A 14604-nucleotide genomic window follows, 5' to 3' on the forward strand; every position below is an offset into this window, starting at 1 on the left:
GGCGATGAGGCCAGAAACTTCAACCCAAAACAGCCAGCCACGCCGACACCAGCAACAACCCCGCCAGCCCCTGGTTGAACCAGCGCAGCCGCTGCGGCGACTGCAACCAGCGGGCACTGCCCACCCCCAGCATGGCCCAGGCGGTCATGCAGGGCAGGGCGATCAGCAGAAACACCAGCGCCAACTGCCACACCGGCAGTGACGGTGCGGCAAACACCCCGATCACCGCCACGGCCATCATCCACACCTTCGGGTTGACCACTTGCAACGATGCAGCGCTCCAGGCACTGAAGGGCTTGCCTGTGGCGGTGTGCAGAGGCTCGGCGGCGCTGCGCAGCATCTTCCAGGCCAGCCAGCTCAACCACAGCACACCGGCCCAGCTCATCACCTGCTGGGCCAACGGGTGGCGTGTCAGCCATTCACCCAACCCAAGGCCGACCATCAGCACCACCCCAGCGGCCGCGCCACACCCTGCCACGATCGGCGCCACGCTGGCGCGCAGGCCCAGGCGGGCACCGTGGGCCAGAATCAGCAGGTTGGTCGGCCCGGGGCTGATGCTGGCGACCAGGGCGAAGAGGATGAACGGCAACAGGGACGGCGACATGACAAGTACTCCAATGAATCGGAGCACCATCCTCGCTGCGTACGGCGTTTCAGTCTGGAAGCTTTGAGCAACGTCGACGGTAGTCGGCCGGTGTCAGTTGGTAGGCGCGGCGGAACCAGCGCCCCAGATGGCTCTGGTCGGCAAAACCCAGGGCCGAGGCCACCTCGGCAGGCGTCTGGCCTTTGGCAAGCAAACGTCGCGCGCGGGCCACGCGCAGCTGGATCAGGTAGGCGTGCGGCGCCAAGCCGAACGCGGCCTTGAAGGCGCGGGTGAGGCGGAAGCGGTCGACGCCGCAGACACGGGCCAGGTCGTCCAGGCCGATGTCCTGGTCCAGATGGGCATGCAGGTAGTCGCGGGCCACCTGGGCGACCAGGGGCAGGCGTGGGTCGGGGTTGATCCGCTTGCGCCAGTGCAGGTGCCGGGTGAGACAACTCAGCAAGTCATCGGTGGCGGTCTGGCGAACCATGCGCAGTTCTTCGCCGTGCAAGGCCTGGAAGGCGCGGTAGGTGGCAAGGGTCAGGTGTTCGTCGCGGCACAGCGTTCCTTTGAAGCTGGGCAGGCTGCCGGCTGGGGCTTGTTCGAACAACGCTCGCAGTTCGGCCTCCAGCCAGTTCGGGTCCAGGTACAGGGTCGAGTAGGTGAAGCCATCCTCGGTGGGGGCGTGGCCATCGTGAATTTCACCGGGTTCGAGCAGAAATACCTGCCCTGGCGTGCTGTTGTGCTGCTCGCGACGGCAGTTGAATTGCTGCACACCTTGTTCGGTCACGCCGACCAGGTAGCTGTCGTGCCAGTGCGGGTCGTAGGCATGCCCGGTGAAATGCGCACGAACCGACTCGATGCCGGTGTCGGCGTCCTGCTTGAGGTCGATCCAGTTGCCCATGGCCAGAGACTGCTGTGTAGATTGGCCTGTTACTGTAACCCGCCGGCCCGGCGCAGGCTTAGAACGTTTGTGCAGAAGGGCAGGTTATTGGGGTTCCAATGCCGCGAATCGCTCACGCAACCACAGATGCAGGCGCGACACTGCAGGCGACAGCTGCTTGCGATGCGGGCACACCAAGGTTACCGGGGTCAGTTCACCGGGGTGTTCGGGCAGCAGCACCTCCAGCTCACCGGCCGCCACATTGGCACGCACATCCAGCCACGATTTGTAGGCAAGGCCTTCGCCCATCAGCGCCCAGCGCCTTACCAGGTCGGCGTCGTCGCTGAACAGCGCGCCTTTGACCTGCACCGTGCGCTCGCCCAGGCGCCACTTGTCGAAGACACGCCCCTGCTGCGGGTACAACAGGCACGCATGTTGTTGCAGCGCTTCGGGTGTGGTCGGCCTTCCATGCCGGGCCAGATACGCCGGGGAGGCCACCACCACGCGGCGGTTCCACGGTGCCAGGGGCAATGCGATGTAGTTGGCGTCCTCGTTGAGCCCGTAGCGGATGGCCACGTCGACCGGGTCGCGGTAGAAGTCGGCGAGCTGGTCGGAGAGCAGGATGCGCAAGGTCAGGTCGGGGTGTTCACGGCGAAAGTCGGTGAGCCACGGCAGCAGCATGTTGCGCCCCATGTCCGAGGGGGCCGACACCTGCAGCACACCGCGCAGGGTGCTGTGGGCACCGTGCAGGTTGTCCCGCCCCTGGCGCAGGCTTTCCAGCACGTTGTGCGCGGTGGGCAGGTACAGCTCACCCTCGGCGGTCAGCCGCAAGCTGCGGGTGGTACGGGCGAACAGACGCACGTCCAGCTCGCGCTCCAGGCGCTTGATGGCGGCGGCCACCTGGCCGGGCAGCAAGCCGGCCTCCTGAGCGGCTGCGGTGAAACTGCCCAGCGCGCTGCTGCGCAGGAACAGTTCCAGATCGGCGATGCGCAGCATTTTCACTCCAAGGATGAAAGTGTTGCTGCATTGTGCCTGTTTTTCTTTTTCGGCGGACAGATAAGATGCGTGGCAAATCCCGTTCTGCCACCAGGAGTCGATTCATGGATACCGTTGCGCTCGCCAAACGCCGTTACACCACCAAGGCCTACGATGCCTCGCGCAAGATTCCGCAGGCCACCATCGACGCGCTGCTTGAGCAACTGCGCCACAGCCCGTCGTCGGTCAACTCGCAGCCCTGGCACTTCATCGTTGCCGACAGCGCCGAAGGCAAGGCCCGCCTGGCCAAGAGCACGGCCGAAGGCTTTGCCTACAACACGCCGAAGATCCTCGATGCCTCCCATGTCATCGTGTTCTGCACCCGCACCGAGATGACCGAAGCGCACCTGGATGACGTGCTTGACCAGGAAGCAACCAACGGCCGGTTCCGCGACGAGCAAGCCCGCGCCACGCAGAACCAAAGCCGCCGCCACTATGTGAACCTGCACCGTTACGACCAGAAAGACCTGCAGCACTGGATGGAAAAGCAGACCTACCTGGCCCTGGGCACCGCGCTGCTCGGCGCCGCCGCCCATGGCCTGGATGCCACGCCGATCGAGGGGTTCGACAGCAAGATCATGGATGCCGAGCTGGGCCTGCGTGAACGTGGATTCACCAGCGTGGTGGTGCTGAGCCTGGGTTACCACAGCGAGGCAGACTTCAATGCGGCGTTGAACAAGTCGCGCCTGCCGGCTTCGAAGGTGTTTACCTTCCTCTAAGTGGTGGATGGCGCTTCTGTGGACTTCGCCAAGCTAGCTGATTCCGATGAAGCTGCCTGACTGCTGTGGCCAGCAACGCATGCAAGTGTTCAGTAACCGGCGTCTGTGAAGTCCTTGCAGTGAAAGCCATCCATATCCCGTTTTATGCCATAGGGTGACCCTGGATGTTTGTGCCCGCAGGGCCCCTTGGTATCGATTTTGACGTACCACTCTCGCGTGACGGGGTGTGATGTGCGTTGCCCTTGCCAGTGCACGCAACTGGCACAGCGATGGGGTGTTGTCAGGCGGCCGATTTTGCGGTGCTTGAGTGTGAAGGTCGTGAGGTCGGCCGGTTTTTCAGCAGGCTCGGCACGTTCAGCACGGGTTCTGTCGTCACTGCGATAGGACGCAGCAGAAGCGCGGCGAGGCGCATGGTCAGAGGAGCTGCCTGGTCCATCGTAGGCTGCGCCGCCGGAGTAGGTGCCGCTGCTCAAGTAACGCCACAGTGCATAGACGCCTCCTAGGAACAAGAGTCCCAGCAGGAGCTTACCCAGCAGCGCTTTGAGAACCTGTGGCCAGGACTCTGCATACTCTTTTTCAAGCCGCGTGCGCTCCAACTCTGCGGCCGTGGCCTGACGCCTGGCTATCTCAGCCCAGCCTTGTTCTGCAATGGTTTGGAAGGCTTGGGGCTGATAAACGGCAGAAGACTGCTCGATGTTCTGGCGGGAGATGGGTGCCAGGCACTGTTGAACCTGCCGTTCAAAAGCAGGTCGAGTCAGGTTCAAGTTGTTCGTTCCTTCCACAGTCCCCCTCAGGCATGTGGTGAACTGCTGGAGTTCGGCCTGGTGCAGTTGTTGCAGATTCAGACCTTGCGCCGTTCGATAGGGCGTTTTTTGCGCCGGGTACCACGTGAATGGAACTGAATCAAGCTCTGCAAAGCGCGCATCGATTGATTTGGCCGTCTGATCAAACGAATAAGCGGTCGCGACTTTCGCCTTGGCAAACTGCTCGGCCAAGCCACTGGAGAACAGCCAAGTGCGGACTTTTTTGTCAAAGGCGACCCATTGCGGACGGGCCTGCTGATAGAGCTGGCTCTGTTCTCTCGTGAAGGTCACACCGTTGTAGTCACCTTGGTAGAGGGACTGCACCACTGGAAATTGTTTGCGGCAGTTGGCAACGGTGTTGCTGCGCCATTGATCAGAGTTGTATGCATTGCTCACGCATTGCATGTAGCCCTGTACATCGCGCTCAGCCTGTTCGATTGGAGGCGCTTCAGCCTGCACCAACGGGGCCGAGCCGCACAGCGCGGCAAAGGTGAACAGGCGTACAAAAAGAGTTCGAGAAGCGTTCATCCGTGGTCGTTAGCTCGTCAGACAATACAAATTGTTTCGGCATCGTCTGACGGAACTTTATGGAAGGCCTGTCACCACAAAGCGTTTGCTCCTGAAGTGATAGCCCTGGCGAACACCTCGATCGCCTTGTCCACCTCGGCCTCGGTGGTGAACCGCCCGATGCTCACCCGCACGCTCTTGCGGGCCTGCGCTTCATCCAGCCCCAACGCCAACAGCACATGCGACGCGGCATTGCTTGCCGAATTGCAGGCCGAGGTGGTCGACAGCGCCAGCTCACTGGCCAATGCCGTGCTGTTGAAACCTTTGGCCAGGATGCACAGGTTCAAGGTGTGGGGTATGCGCTGTTCGGCAGAGCCGTTCAGGCTGACGTCGGGCAGCGCCAGCAAGCCCTTGCGCAGGCGTGCGGAAAGTTGCTCGATGCGTTGGTGTTCGTTGTCGCCAGGCTGGCCGGCGAGGGCGAATGCGGTGCCCATGCCGACGATCTGGTGAGTGGCCAGGGTGCCGGAGCGCAGGCCCTGCTCATGACCACCACCGTGAATTTGCGCACGCATCAAAGCGCGCGCACGTGGCCCGACATACAGCGCCCCGATGCCTTTGGGGCCGTAGACCTTGTGCGCCGAGAAGGACATCAGGTCCACCGCCTGGTGGCCCAGGTCGATGGCCAGCTTGCCCACGGCCTGCGCCGCATCCACGTGCAGCAGGGCACCGTGCTCACGGACCCGCTCGCCGATGGCGGCGAAGTCGGTAATGGTGCCCAGTTCATTGTTCACGGCCATCAGCGACACCAGCCGGGTATCGTCACGCAGCGCTGCTTGCACCGCGTCAGGCTGGATCAGCCCGTCCGCGTCTGGCGCCAGTCGGGTGACCGACCAGCCCAGGCGTAGCAGTTCGGCAACGGTATCGAGCACCGCCTTGTGCTCAAGTTGGCTGGTGATCAAGTGACCAGGCTGACCCAGGCCCTGGGCAATGCCCTTGAGCGCGAGGTTGTTGGACTCGGTGGCGCCGGAAGTCCACACCAGATCGGCAGGTGTAGCACCTACACGTTCGGCCACCTGCTGACGGGCCATTTCAACGGCATCGCGGGCGGCCTGGCCGTAAGCATGTCCGCTGGAGGCGGGGTTGCCGAAATTCGCCTGGCGACCCAGGCAGGCGAGCAAGGTCTCGATGACCCGGTCGTCGACCGGGGTGGTGGCGGCGTAGTCGAAGTAGAGCGGGGCACTTGGCATTGGGGCGGGTCCGTTTCTGCCGCCGTGAATTCGGCGATCGTTGTAGAAAGCGTACCCGCCGCTGAGGGGATGTTTTTTCTTATTGTTTTGTCATGTCAGCTGATTTCGAGAATAATTTTCTATTTCTGATTGCATAGGTAGAAAATATTCTACTTTTTTACGTCAGGCCGATTGCAGCGCCTTTTCCTCTTCTATCACCACCCGCTCGCACAGCTCGATGATCTGTTCGCGCATCCAGCGGTTGGCCGGGTCCTGGTCGGTGCTTTCATGCCAGTACAGGTGGGTTTCCAGCGGCGGTACGTCAACCGGTAGCGGCTGATAGCGCAACTGATGGCGACGGGCGAAACGCTCTGGGACGGTCATGACCATATCGGTCTGTTGCAGCACCTGCGAGGCCATCAGGTAATGCTGCGAACGCAGGGCAACCTTGCGCTGCACGCCCATTTTGCCCAGCGCCAGGTCGACATAGCCCAGGCCGTTGCGGCGGCTGGAAATATGGATGTGGGTCATGCCCAGGTAATTGTCGAGGGTCAGCTTGGCGTCGGCCAGCGGGTGGCCCTGGCGCAAGGCGCAGACGTAGCGGTCCTGCATGAGTTTGACGTGGCGCACCTGCGGGTCGGTGTTCAGCGGTGCATCGACGGCAAAGTCCAGTCGCCCGGCGGCCAGCTCCTTGGTGGTGTCGCGGCGCTTGCACAGGAAGCTCTCGATCAGCACCGATGGCGCCAGGCGGCGCAGACGCTGGAACAGCGGCGGCAGAATCACCGCCTCGGTGAGGTCGGTCATGCTGATGCGGAAGGTCTTGTTGGCCTGCTGCGGGTTGAAGATGCGGCTTTCCTGCACCGAGGTTCGCAGCAGCGCCAGGGCATTGCGCACCGGGCCGATGATGTTCTGCGCCATGGGGGTGGGCACCATGCCCTGGGCGGTACGTACGAACAGTGGGTCGTTGAAGGTCTCGCGCAGGCGCGAGAGGGCATTGGACACCGCCGGCTGGGTGATGCCGACGATCTGCCCGGCGCGGGTCAGGTTGGCTTCGGTGTAGATCGCGTCGAAAACGATGAACAGGTTGAGGTCGACCTTGCTGAGGTTCATGGGCGCCGCTCTTTGTTGGAATTATGGGGCGATCATATATCGGTTATGAATGTTTATACACGTAGAAAATAGACTAGGTGGATTGAGACCGGCTGATCTAGGCTCTGGCCCCATGTACTTCGAACCGTGAAGGTAGCCCCGATGGATTTCGCCTATTCACCCAAGGTCCAGGCACTGCGCGAGCGCGTCACCGCGTTCATGGACGCTTATGTCTACCCCGCTGAACCGGTGTTCGAACGCCAGGTCGCCGAGGGCGACCGCTGGCAGCCGACCGCGATCATGGAAGAGCTCAAGGCCAAGGCGCGCGCCGAGGGGTTGTGGAACCTGTTCTTGCCCGAGTCGGAGTATGGCGCGGGGTTGAGCAACCTGGAGTATGCGCCGCTGGCCGAAATCATGGGCCGCTCGCTGCTTGGCCCGGAGCCGTTCAACTGCTCGGCACCGGACACCGGCAACATGGAGGTGTTGGTCCGCTATGGCAGCGAGGCGCAGAAACGCCAGTGGCTCGAGCCGCTGCTGCGTGGCGAGATCCGCTCGGCGTTCGCCATGACCGAGCCGGACGTGGCCTCGTCGGACGCCACCAACATGGCCGCCACCGCCGTGCGCGATGGCGACGAATGGGTGATCAACGGCCGCAAGTGGTGGACCTCCGGTGCCTGCGACCCGCGTTGCAAAGTGATGATCTTCATGGGCCTGTCCGACCCCGAAGGCCCGCGGCACCAGCAGCATTCGATGGTGCTGGTGCCGACCGATGCGCCGGGGGTGAAGATCGTTCGGCCGTTGCCGGTGTTCGGTTACGACGATGCGCCCCATGGCCATGCCGAAGTGCTGTTCGAGAACGTGCGGGTGCCGTACGAGAACGTGATCCTCGGTGAGGGCCGTGGCTTTGAAATCGCCCAGGGCCGGCTGGGGCCGGGGCGCATTCACCATTGCATGCGTTCGATCGGCATGGCCGAACGGGCGCTGGAGTTGATGTGCAAGCGCTCGGTCGAGCGCACGGCGTTCGGTCGGCCTTTGGCGCGGCTGGGCGGCAACGTCGACAAGATCGCCGACTCGCGGATGGAAATCGACATGGCGCGGCTGCTGACCCTGAAGGCGGCCTACATGATGGACACGGTTGGCAACAAGGTCGCGCGCAGCGAAATTGCCCAGATCAAGGTGGTGGCGCCGAACGTGGCGTTGAAGGTGATTGACCGGGCGATCCAGATGCATGGCGGGGCAGGGGTGAGCGGTGATTTCCCGCTGGCGTACATGTATGCCATGCAGCGTACCTTGCGACTGGCCGATGGGCCGGATGAGGTGCACCGGGCCGCGATTGGCAAGTATGAGATCGGCAAGTATGTGCCGGCGGGGATGTTGCGCTAGTCTGTGCTGGCTCTATCACCTTAATAGGAGCAAGCCGCTGCCCATGGGCCGCGCTGACGGCGCGACGCTCACCCTGTGGGAGCCGGCTTGCCGGCGATGCGGGCATTGTGGTCTATGGCACCGGCTTCGCCGGTGATCGCCGGCAAGCCGGCTCCCACAACGACCGCGCCATAGCCAGAATGCTTATGAACCCTTTACCTTTCGCCCCCCTCCAGCACTTGGCCGACTCGTTGCAGGCGCATTTGCCCGAAGCCTCGGGTGACGGCGCCCACGACCTGGCGCATATCCACCGCGTGTGGGCCAACGTACGCAAGATCCACGCCGTGGAGGGCGGTGACCTGGAGGTGCTGCTGGCGGCCACCGTGCTGCACGACTGTGTGGCCGTGGAAAAAAACTCACCGCTGCGTAGCCAGGCCTCACGCCTGTCCGCCGACAAGGCGGCAGGGATACTTGCTGACTTGAACTGGTCTGCGACTCGCATCGAAGCCGTCAGCCATGCCATCGCGGCCCACAGCTTTTCCGCCAACCTGCCTGCCAACAGCCTGGAGGCGAAGATCCTGCAAGACAGCGACCGCCTCGACGCCCTCGGCATGGTCGGCATCGCCCGCTGCTTCTATGTTGGCGGGCGCATGGGCACAGCCCTGTATGACCCCTGCAACCCAACCGCCAAAGGCCGCGACTACCAGGACCGGCAGTACAGCCTGGAGCACTTTCCCAACAAGCTGCTCAAGCTGGCTTCGGGTTTTCAGACCGCGGAAGGCGCCCGCCTGGCGGCTGAGCGGCATCAGCGACTGGTGTGGTTCGTGGAAGGGTTCTTGGACGAACTTGGTGGGTCTTGAGTCGATGCTGGTTTGCAAAAAATGACATTGCGCCGGGCGATTCTGCTTCTGTTGTAGGACATATCTCTTTCGCTTTGTAGAGGTAAAAAGGCCCTCTTGTAGCTGCTAGGTTCCGATGCATCTCAATGCAAAGGAATGTTGCTCATGCGCGTCAATATCGACGGTAAAGGCCAAGCGGTAGACGGTGATGTCACCACAACGGGTGCTATATGTATTGCGACAGGCGCCGGATACGTCAGTAACGGCCGGCTCGTCTTGCGCGAAGGAGACCCTACGACGCCCTGTCCTGATTGCGGGCAGGAGGGGACTGTTGCCGAAGGTGCAAGTCTGTTCATTTCCTGCGGCCGTCCGGTGGCAATAGATGGGGCGCTGGTCATCTGTGGTTGCCCGCCTGGCAGCAACCGGGTTATCGCTCCCCTCCACGAGCTCCCACCCTCCAGATCATCGGTTGCGAGAACAGCGGGCAGCCACGCTACCGGCCTGGCAAAAGACGTGATGCCTAACAGCTTTGCTCAGAGTGCAGTCAGTGCAGTACCCGGCACGTTGGAGCCGGGGTTCTATGTTGTTCCGCGAAGCATGTCGTTCGCGCAAGTGCTGATACGGTTATCAGAACACGACGCCACCTTGCCGATCTCCCGCCTGCAGCGCCTGAACCCCACGTTCCAACATGGCTTCAAAGCCGGAGAAATCTTCGTCATCGGCGACCCCGACAATGGCAATGCCTGCACCCGCGAGGAGGCCAAATTGATGGCCGCCGCCGAGCAGGCGCGACGTGCATTGGCGGTGCTGGATTTTGCCGAAGCGGATTTCATGATGGAGCATCAGGCCGAGATCGCGGGGTTGCTCGGTAATGCCAGCCTGTCGATGGGGGTGGGCAAGGACATGCTGGATCAGGGGCTCAAGCAAGTCAGTACTACCCTGACCCAGATCGAGCAACTGCATCAGCGAGAGTTCTTGCGCCATGGGCATTTAAACAGTCGAGAGTTTTTCAACGCGCGCCGTCAGTTGTTGCAGCAGTTGGATGGTCAGTTGAGGGTGGCTTTTCTGAACAAGCAGTTGGATCTGGGTAGTTATGAGCGGTTGCAGAAGAGCTTGAATATTTCGACCAAGAGCCTGGTGCATCATTGGTCGAAGGCGGGCGGGCCGGGGCAGATGCCGGGGTATGCGACGCATTTGGATAAGGTGGCGAAGCTGGGTAAGTATCTTAAATATGGTGGGTATTTTGCGATTGGGTTGGGTGGGGTTTCGTCTTATATGAAAGTTCAGGAGGTTTGTCGCGCCGGCGAAACTGGCGCATGCAAGAAAGTGCGTTTTACTGAAACGGGCACCTTTGCAGGTGGGTTGGGGGGAGGCATGCTGGGGGCCGAACTTGGGTTTGCCGCTGCAGCGATGTTATGCGGTGCTTTCGCGGTGGGAACTGGCGGGCTTGGTGCACCGTTATGTAGCATTGTCGTCGTTGGCGCTGGCTCTGCTGGCGGCGCTGTTGGTGTCGGAATGCTTGGAGAGAAGGCGGGAGAAGTGCTTTATGAGGTGACTGATGATTGAATTCGAAAGTTGGCCGCCGTTATTGAAGCTTGCATTTTTGATCATTCCATTCGTGGTTGGTCTGTTGGGTGTTGCAATTCATATTCAAATCTCAATGTCGCGGGATTATGATGTCGCCCTGTCGGCTATCAGAAGTAATCCCTATTTGGAACAGATGAAGCCTGTTTGGGGTGGGGGAAATCTGAGGTCGCGTTTTTTTTTGTTGAGCACCGTGAGCTCTTTGGTCACATTTCCCTGGCTGCATCTGCGTATGGGATGGTTGGACGAACAGGAGCTTAAACGCTTTCCAGTTAAGTTGAAAAAGAAAATGGGAATAGCATGGTGGCTGATTTTGATTGGTTCGCTGTGGTTGTTGGTCGCTTACTTTTTTATACAGTAGTGATTTAAAACTCAGGCATAGACGCAATCAGGGCTGCTGATCGGCAGCCCTGGTCCAGGCCTCACGGGGTCTTCAGGTCCACCATCAGATCCTTGGCTGCCTTGGTTGCCAGCACGCCCATCAGCTTGCTCATCTCATCCTGACGCCCAATACCGCCTTCCGCGCCGCCCATCATCACGCTTGGGACCGGTGCGGTTGCCGCCGCGCTGGCCCAGGCTCGGTTGATCTGCACCAATGCATCGAGCTTGGTCTGCAAGGCACCGTCAGCCTTGAGCGATGCCTCGCGGGCATAGGCTTCGGCGTCGGCGGTGATCTTGGTGGCTTCGGCGTTGACCCTGGCTTTGTCGCGTAGCAGTTCCGCCGTCTGCTTTTCGATCTCTGCACGGCGCTGTTCCCGTTCGGCATTGATCAACGTCAGCTGCTTCTCGGTCTCGGCTTCGGTGGTTCGTTCGATCTGCTGGCGCAGGCTTTCCTGACGCTTGGCCTCGACGTCCTTGGCGCCTCGGGCGGTTACCAGCTGTTTCTCTTCTTCCTCCTTGAGCCGGTTCTGCCTGGCCACCGCCAGTTCGGCCAGTGCCTGTTGCACCCTTACCATCCGCTCCTGGTATTGGGGGTTGGGGTCGATGTGCGTCACCCGGGCGTCGACGACCTCGACACCGAACAGGCGGAACTGTTGCTGCTTGCGTAGCTCCTGACCGTCCTTGTCGAGCTTCTTCTCGATGACGAAACGGGTCGAGGAATTGTCGCCAAAGTTGCCCTGCTCGGTGCCGGCCTGGAGGATGGCGGTCTGTGCCGGGTAGTTGTCGCGCTGCACGCGGATTTCCTTGCGGCTGGTCAGGTACAGGCCGTTGCGCAACTGGTTTTCGAACTCGGCGCCGAAGTGGCTGCGGTTACCCGCATAGTAGTCGTCGGCGCTCATCAACGAGGCTGTGGCCTGCAGGGTCTCCTTGACCGCCGGAAGCAGTGCGCGCTGCAGGAAGTTGTCTGGCGTGCGGTACTCATGGGCAATTTTCAGGAAGGCGTCGCCGGTGGGCAGGCGGAATTGGGTGCTGAACTCGGCTTTGGCGTCGACGTTGCCCAGAAACACGATGGGCAGGTTGTCGAGCGTTACCGCTGGATGCCCGCTTCGGGCGTCTTCCTGAAGGTCCGCCTGCAGGGCTGATTGAACGCCGATGGTGCGACGCCAGACGGTGCTGCGGCCAAACCATTTGGTGGCGTAACCAACGTCTTCGACCACTTTCTCCTCGCCGAACATGGTGCGTACGTGGGTCATCTGGCCCGCTTCGTTGTAGAAAAATACCCCGTTGAACAAAATTGCGAGGGCTCCGACGGCAAGTGTCGGTATTGCAATGGCGGCGATGATCTTGCGGTTGAAGCGGGGCAGGGCGACGTCAAGTTTCGGAAGCTGTTGCATGGGGCACTCCTTGTGCTGGGAGTGGGCATGCTGGCCAAGGGTGGTGCTTGTCGCAATTAGCTGAATTCAATCCAAGCTGTAGGAGCACTCCGAATAATTCAGGCGTATGTAGGACAAGGTGCCACTGAACATACAGCGCACTGCCGGGGCGCCAGACCGCTCGGAAAGGGCCGCAAAGCGGCCCTGGTCAGTTGCCTCAAACCCTCAATTGCGGATCCTCTTTCTTCTCGGCGTCCACTGTTTTGCCTGGCGCCTGCTCCGCTGGAGGCAGGGCAACCTCAGTAGCACCGCTGCGTGTCCTGATCAACGACAACACCACCCCACCCAGAAGCAACCCGAACGTCACCCCCAACGACAGCAACGCCGGTACCTTGCCCACCAACCCGTGGTAGAAGATCTTGCAGCCGATGAAGATCAGCACCAGCGCCAACGCGTACTTGAGGTAGACGAACCGGTGCATCAACGCCGCCAGCGCGAAGTACAGCGAGCGCAGGCCAAGGATGGCGAAGATATTGGAGGTGTAGACGATGAAGGGGTCCTGGGTGATGGCGAAGATTGCCGGCACGCTGTCCACCGCGAACACCAGGTCGGCCAGCTCTATCAGCACCAGGGCCATGAACAACGGTGTGGCGTAGCGCAACGCCTTGCTCTGCCCTGGCGGTGTCATGCGCACGAAGAAGTGCGAGCCGTGGATCTGGTCGGTGACGCGCATGTGCCTGCGTACGAACTTCAGCACTGGGTTGTTGGCAAGGTCCGGGTGGCTTTCTTCCTTCGACAGCGCCATCTTCACCCCGGTGAACAGCAGGAAGGCACCGAACACGTAGAGCACCCAGGCGAAGTTTTGCACCAGTGCCGCACCCACGCCGATCATGATCGCGCGCAGAACCACCACGCCGAGGATGCCCCAGAACAGCACGCGGTGCTGGTAACGGCGGGGGATGGCGAAGAAGCCGAAGATCATGGCCATGACGAACACGTTGTCCATGGACAACGATTGCTCGACCAGAAAGCCCGTGTAGAACTCAAGCGCCGCTTGCGACCCCAGCTCGAACCAGACCCAGGCCCCGAACATCACGCCAACGCTGAAGTAGCCCGAGTACAGCAGCAGGCTTTCGCGCATTTCAATTTCGCGGTCCTGGCGGTGCAGAACGCCCAGGTCGAGCACCAGCAAACCGATGACGATGGCCATGAACACCAGCCACAACCAGGTGCTGGTGCCGAGGAACGGAGTGGTGAGAAATGCTTGTAGAGCTGTCATGAGCCCCTCCTTGAATGTCGACGTTGCATGGCAACAGTGATCCGACATGGCGGCGCGGTAGCCGTCAGAGGGGCCCGGTATCACATGGTTTTGAGCCTAGACCCAATTCCCGGGGAAACCGAATGGTGTGCTGTTACATTTCTTTGCATCCCACCGCCTACAGCGCTCTGATCGATGTGCTGATGGCCCGGGCACACTCGAGCGCGGCGGGCGCCAGGCGGCGCTCGGCATCTTCCACCGTCCAGCGGCTGGTCGGCGCCACCACGTGCACGGACGCGACGGGACGGCCTTGGCTGTTGCGCACGGGGGCGGCCACGGCCATGTCACCGAGGAACAGTTCTTCGCTGTTGATCGCATACCCCTTGCGCCGGACTTCGGCGATTTCCTCAAGGATCTGCTCGGGGCTGGTCCGGGTGAGGTGGGTATGGCGGATGAGCTCGCTACCTGCAAGCAGCGCCTTGACCTCATCTTCTTCCAGGGCGCTCAGGTAGGCGCGACCGGAAGCCGTGCAGTACATGGGAATGCGACTACCGATCGGCAGGTGGATGGGGATGAACTTGGGGCCGACGAAACGCGCCACATAGAGCATGTCGGTGCGCACCGGCTCGGTCAGGTTGGTGGTTTCGCCAGTGGTTTGCGCCAGCTCCGCGAGGAAGGGGTTGGCCACATCGACCAGTGTATCGGCGGCGAGATAGTTGTAACCGATCTCCATCACTTCGGGGGTGAGCTGGAAGCGTTTGCTTTGCGGGTGCTTGCTGACATAGCCCAGGGCTTCGAGGGTGTGGATCATGCGCTGCGCCGAGCTCTTGTTGATGCCGGCGGCCTCGGCCACCTCCGCCAGGTTCATGGTACGGCGGCGGGCGTTGAAGGCGCGCAGTACGGCCAGGCCCTTTTCCAATGACTGATTGAACAGATTGCTTTCACTGTCGCTCATACGTCGAATC

At 61.4% G+C, this 14604-nt stretch carries 14 protein-coding genes; 5 read left to right on the plus strand and 9 right to left on the minus strand.

All coding sequences use genetic code 11. The features are described from left to right. Positions 1 to 19 precede the first annotated feature (19 nt). The 3 genes from PspTeo4_RS03825 to PspTeo4_RS03835 all read right to left on the minus strand — a co-directional run bounded on the left by PspTeo4_RS03825 (position 20) and on the right by PspTeo4_RS03835 (position 2459). A complete protein-coding gene (locus PspTeo4_RS03825; RefSeq protein WP_322362398.1) occupies positions 20 to 604 on the minus strand; it encodes a LysE family translocator in 585 nt (194 codons plus the stop codon). Positions 605 to 653: 49 nt separating this feature from the next. Further along, on the minus strand, positions 654 to 1484 hold the full coding sequence (locus PspTeo4_RS03830) for an AraC family transcriptional regulator (protein WP_322362399.1): 831 nt from the start codon (positions 1482 to 1484) through the stop codon (positions 654 to 656). An 84-nt stretch (positions 1485 to 1568) separates the two neighbouring features. Further along, entirely contained in the window at positions 1569 to 2459 is an 891-nt protein-coding gene (locus PspTeo4_RS03835; protein WP_322362400.1) for a LysR family transcriptional regulator, read from the minus strand. Positions 2460 to 2563: 104 nt separating this feature from the next. On the opposite strand from PspTeo4_RS03835, the gene nfsB reads away from it, so the two are divergent. Further along, on the plus strand, positions 2564 to 3217 hold the full coding sequence (gene nfsB / locus PspTeo4_RS03840) for an oxygen-insensitive NAD(P)H nitroreductase (RefSeq protein ID WP_322362401.1): 654 nt from the start codon (positions 2564 to 2566) through the stop codon (positions 3215 to 3217). A gap of 89 nt (positions 3218 to 3306) precedes the next feature. Here the strand turns inward: nfsB and PspTeo4_RS03845 are convergent, their stop codons facing one another. From PspTeo4_RS03845 to PspTeo4_RS03855, 3 genes are all read right to left on the minus strand, one after another. After that, positions 3307 to 4548 (minus strand): hypothetical protein, encoded by a 1242-nt coding sequence (locus PspTeo4_RS03845; RefSeq protein WP_322362402.1) that lies wholly within the window; start codon positions 4546 to 4548, stop codon positions 3307 to 3309. Positions 4549 to 4619: 71 nt separating this feature from the next. Further along, entirely contained in the window at positions 4620 to 5774 is a 1155-nt protein-coding gene (locus tag PspTeo4_RS03850; protein WP_322362403.1) for a cysteine desulfurase family protein, read from the minus strand. 162 nt (positions 5775 to 5936) lie between these two features. Next, a complete protein-coding gene (locus PspTeo4_RS03855) occupies positions 5937 to 6863 on the minus strand; it encodes a LysR family transcriptional regulator (RefSeq protein WP_322362404.1) in 927 nt (308 codons plus the stop codon). Positions 6864 to 7004: 141 nt separating this feature from the next. On the opposite strand from PspTeo4_RS03855, the gene PspTeo4_RS03860 reads away from it, so the two are divergent. The 4 genes from PspTeo4_RS03860 (at position 7005) to PspTeo4_RS03875 (ending at position 10988) form a co-directional block, all read left to right on the plus strand. Then, positions 7005 to 8225 (plus strand): acyl-CoA dehydrogenase, encoded by a 1221-nt coding sequence (locus PspTeo4_RS03860; protein ID WP_322362405.1) that lies wholly within the window; start codon positions 7005 to 7007, stop codon positions 8223 to 8225. Positions 8226 to 8410: 185 nt separating this feature from the next. Next, positions 8411 to 9064 (plus strand): HD domain-containing protein, encoded by a 654-nt coding sequence (locus PspTeo4_RS03865; RefSeq protein WP_322362406.1) that lies wholly within the window; start codon positions 8411 to 8413, stop codon positions 9062 to 9064. A gap of 144 nt (positions 9065 to 9208) precedes the next feature. After that, a complete protein-coding gene (locus PspTeo4_RS03870) occupies positions 9209 to 10609 on the plus strand; it encodes a PAAR domain-containing protein (protein ID WP_322362407.1) in 1401 nt (466 codons plus the stop codon). Beyond that, on the plus strand, positions 10602 to 10988 hold the full coding sequence (locus tag PspTeo4_RS03875; protein ID WP_322362409.1) for a hypothetical protein: 387 nt from the start codon (positions 10602 to 10604) through the stop codon (positions 10986 to 10988). The genes PspTeo4_RS03870 and PspTeo4_RS03875 overlap by 8 nt, the downstream gene beginning before the upstream one ends. Positions 10989 to 11049: 61 nt before the next feature. Here the strand turns inward: PspTeo4_RS03875 and PspTeo4_RS03880 are convergent, their stop codons facing one another. From PspTeo4_RS03880 to PspTeo4_RS03890, 3 genes are all read right to left on the minus strand, one after another. Next, positions 11050 to 12402, minus strand: coding sequence for an SPFH domain-containing protein (locus tag PspTeo4_RS03880; protein WP_322362410.1), 1353 nt, complete (start codon positions 12400 to 12402; stop codon positions 11050 to 11052). A 196-nt stretch (positions 12403 to 12598) separates the two neighbouring features. Next, positions 12599 to 13660, minus strand: coding sequence for a TerC family protein (locus PspTeo4_RS03885; protein WP_322362411.1), 1062 nt, complete (start codon positions 13658 to 13660; stop codon positions 12599 to 12601). Positions 13661 to 13817: 157 nt separating this feature from the next. Continuing rightward, positions 13818 to 14594, minus strand: a complete 777-nt coding sequence (locus tag PspTeo4_RS03890; RefSeq protein ID WP_322362412.1) for an IclR family transcriptional regulator — start codon at positions 14592 to 14594, stop codon at positions 13818 to 13820. Between the last annotated feature and the right edge of the window lie 10 nt (positions 14595 to 14604).

The organism is Pseudomonas sp. Teo4 (genome assembly GCF_034387475.1).
In the GTDB taxonomy this organism is placed as follows: Bacteria; Pseudomonadota; Gammaproteobacteria; order Pseudomonadales; family Pseudomonadaceae; genus Aquipseudomonas.

Bases quoted from the DNA above. Each gene is read 5' to 3' on its own strand.
- PspTeo4_RS03835 (WP_322362400.1), bottom strand. From the start codon at position 2,459: ATGCTGCGCATCGCCGATCTGGAACTGTTCCTGCGCAGCAGCGCGCTG.
- PspTeo4_RS03850 (WP_322362403.1), bottom strand. From the start codon at position 5,774: ATGCCAAGTGCCCCGCTCTACTTCGACTACGCCGCCACCACCCCGGTC.
- PspTeo4_RS03880 (WP_322362410.1), bottom strand. From the start codon at position 12,402: ATGCAACAGCTTCCGAAACTTGACGTCGCCCTGCCCCGCTTCAACCGC.
- nfsB (WP_322362401.1), top strand. From the start codon at position 2,564: ATGGATACCGTTGCGCTCGCCAAACGCCGTTACACCACCAAGGCCTAC.
- PspTeo4_RS03865 (WP_322362406.1), top strand. From the start codon at position 8,411: ATGAACCCTTTACCTTTCGCCCCCCTCCAGCACTTGGCCGACTCGTTG.
- PspTeo4_RS03845 (WP_322362402.1), bottom strand. From the start codon at position 4,548: ATGAACGCTTCTCGAACTCTTTTTGTACGCCTGTTCACCTTTGCCGCG.
- PspTeo4_RS03825 (WP_322362398.1), bottom strand. From the start codon at position 604: ATGTCGCCGTCCCTGTTGCCGTTCATCCTCTTCGCCCTGGTCGCCAGC.
- PspTeo4_RS03890 (WP_322362412.1), bottom strand. From the start codon at position 14,594: ATGAGCGACAGTGAAAGCAATCTGTTCAATCAGTCATTGGAAAAGGGC.
- PspTeo4_RS03870 (WP_322362407.1), top strand. From the start codon at position 9,209: ATGCGCGTCAATATCGACGGTAAAGGCCAAGCGGTAGACGGTGATGTC.
- PspTeo4_RS03855 (WP_322362404.1), bottom strand. From the start codon at position 6,863: ATGAACCTCAGCAAGGTCGACCTCAACCTGTTCATCGTTTTCGACGCG.
- PspTeo4_RS03875 (WP_322362409.1), top strand. From the start codon at position 10,602: ATGATTGAATTCGAAAGTTGGCCGCCGTTATTGAAGCTTGCATTTTTG.
- PspTeo4_RS03830 (WP_322362399.1), bottom strand. From the start codon at position 1,484: ATGGGCAACTGGATCGACCTCAAGCAGGACGCCGACACCGGCATCGAG.
- PspTeo4_RS03860 (WP_322362405.1), top strand. From the start codon at position 7,005: ATGGATTTCGCCTATTCACCCAAGGTCCAGGCACTGCGCGAGCGCGTC.
- PspTeo4_RS03885 (WP_322362411.1), bottom strand. From the start codon at position 13,660: ATGACAGCTCTACAAGCATTTCTCACCACTCCGTTCCTCGGCACCAGC.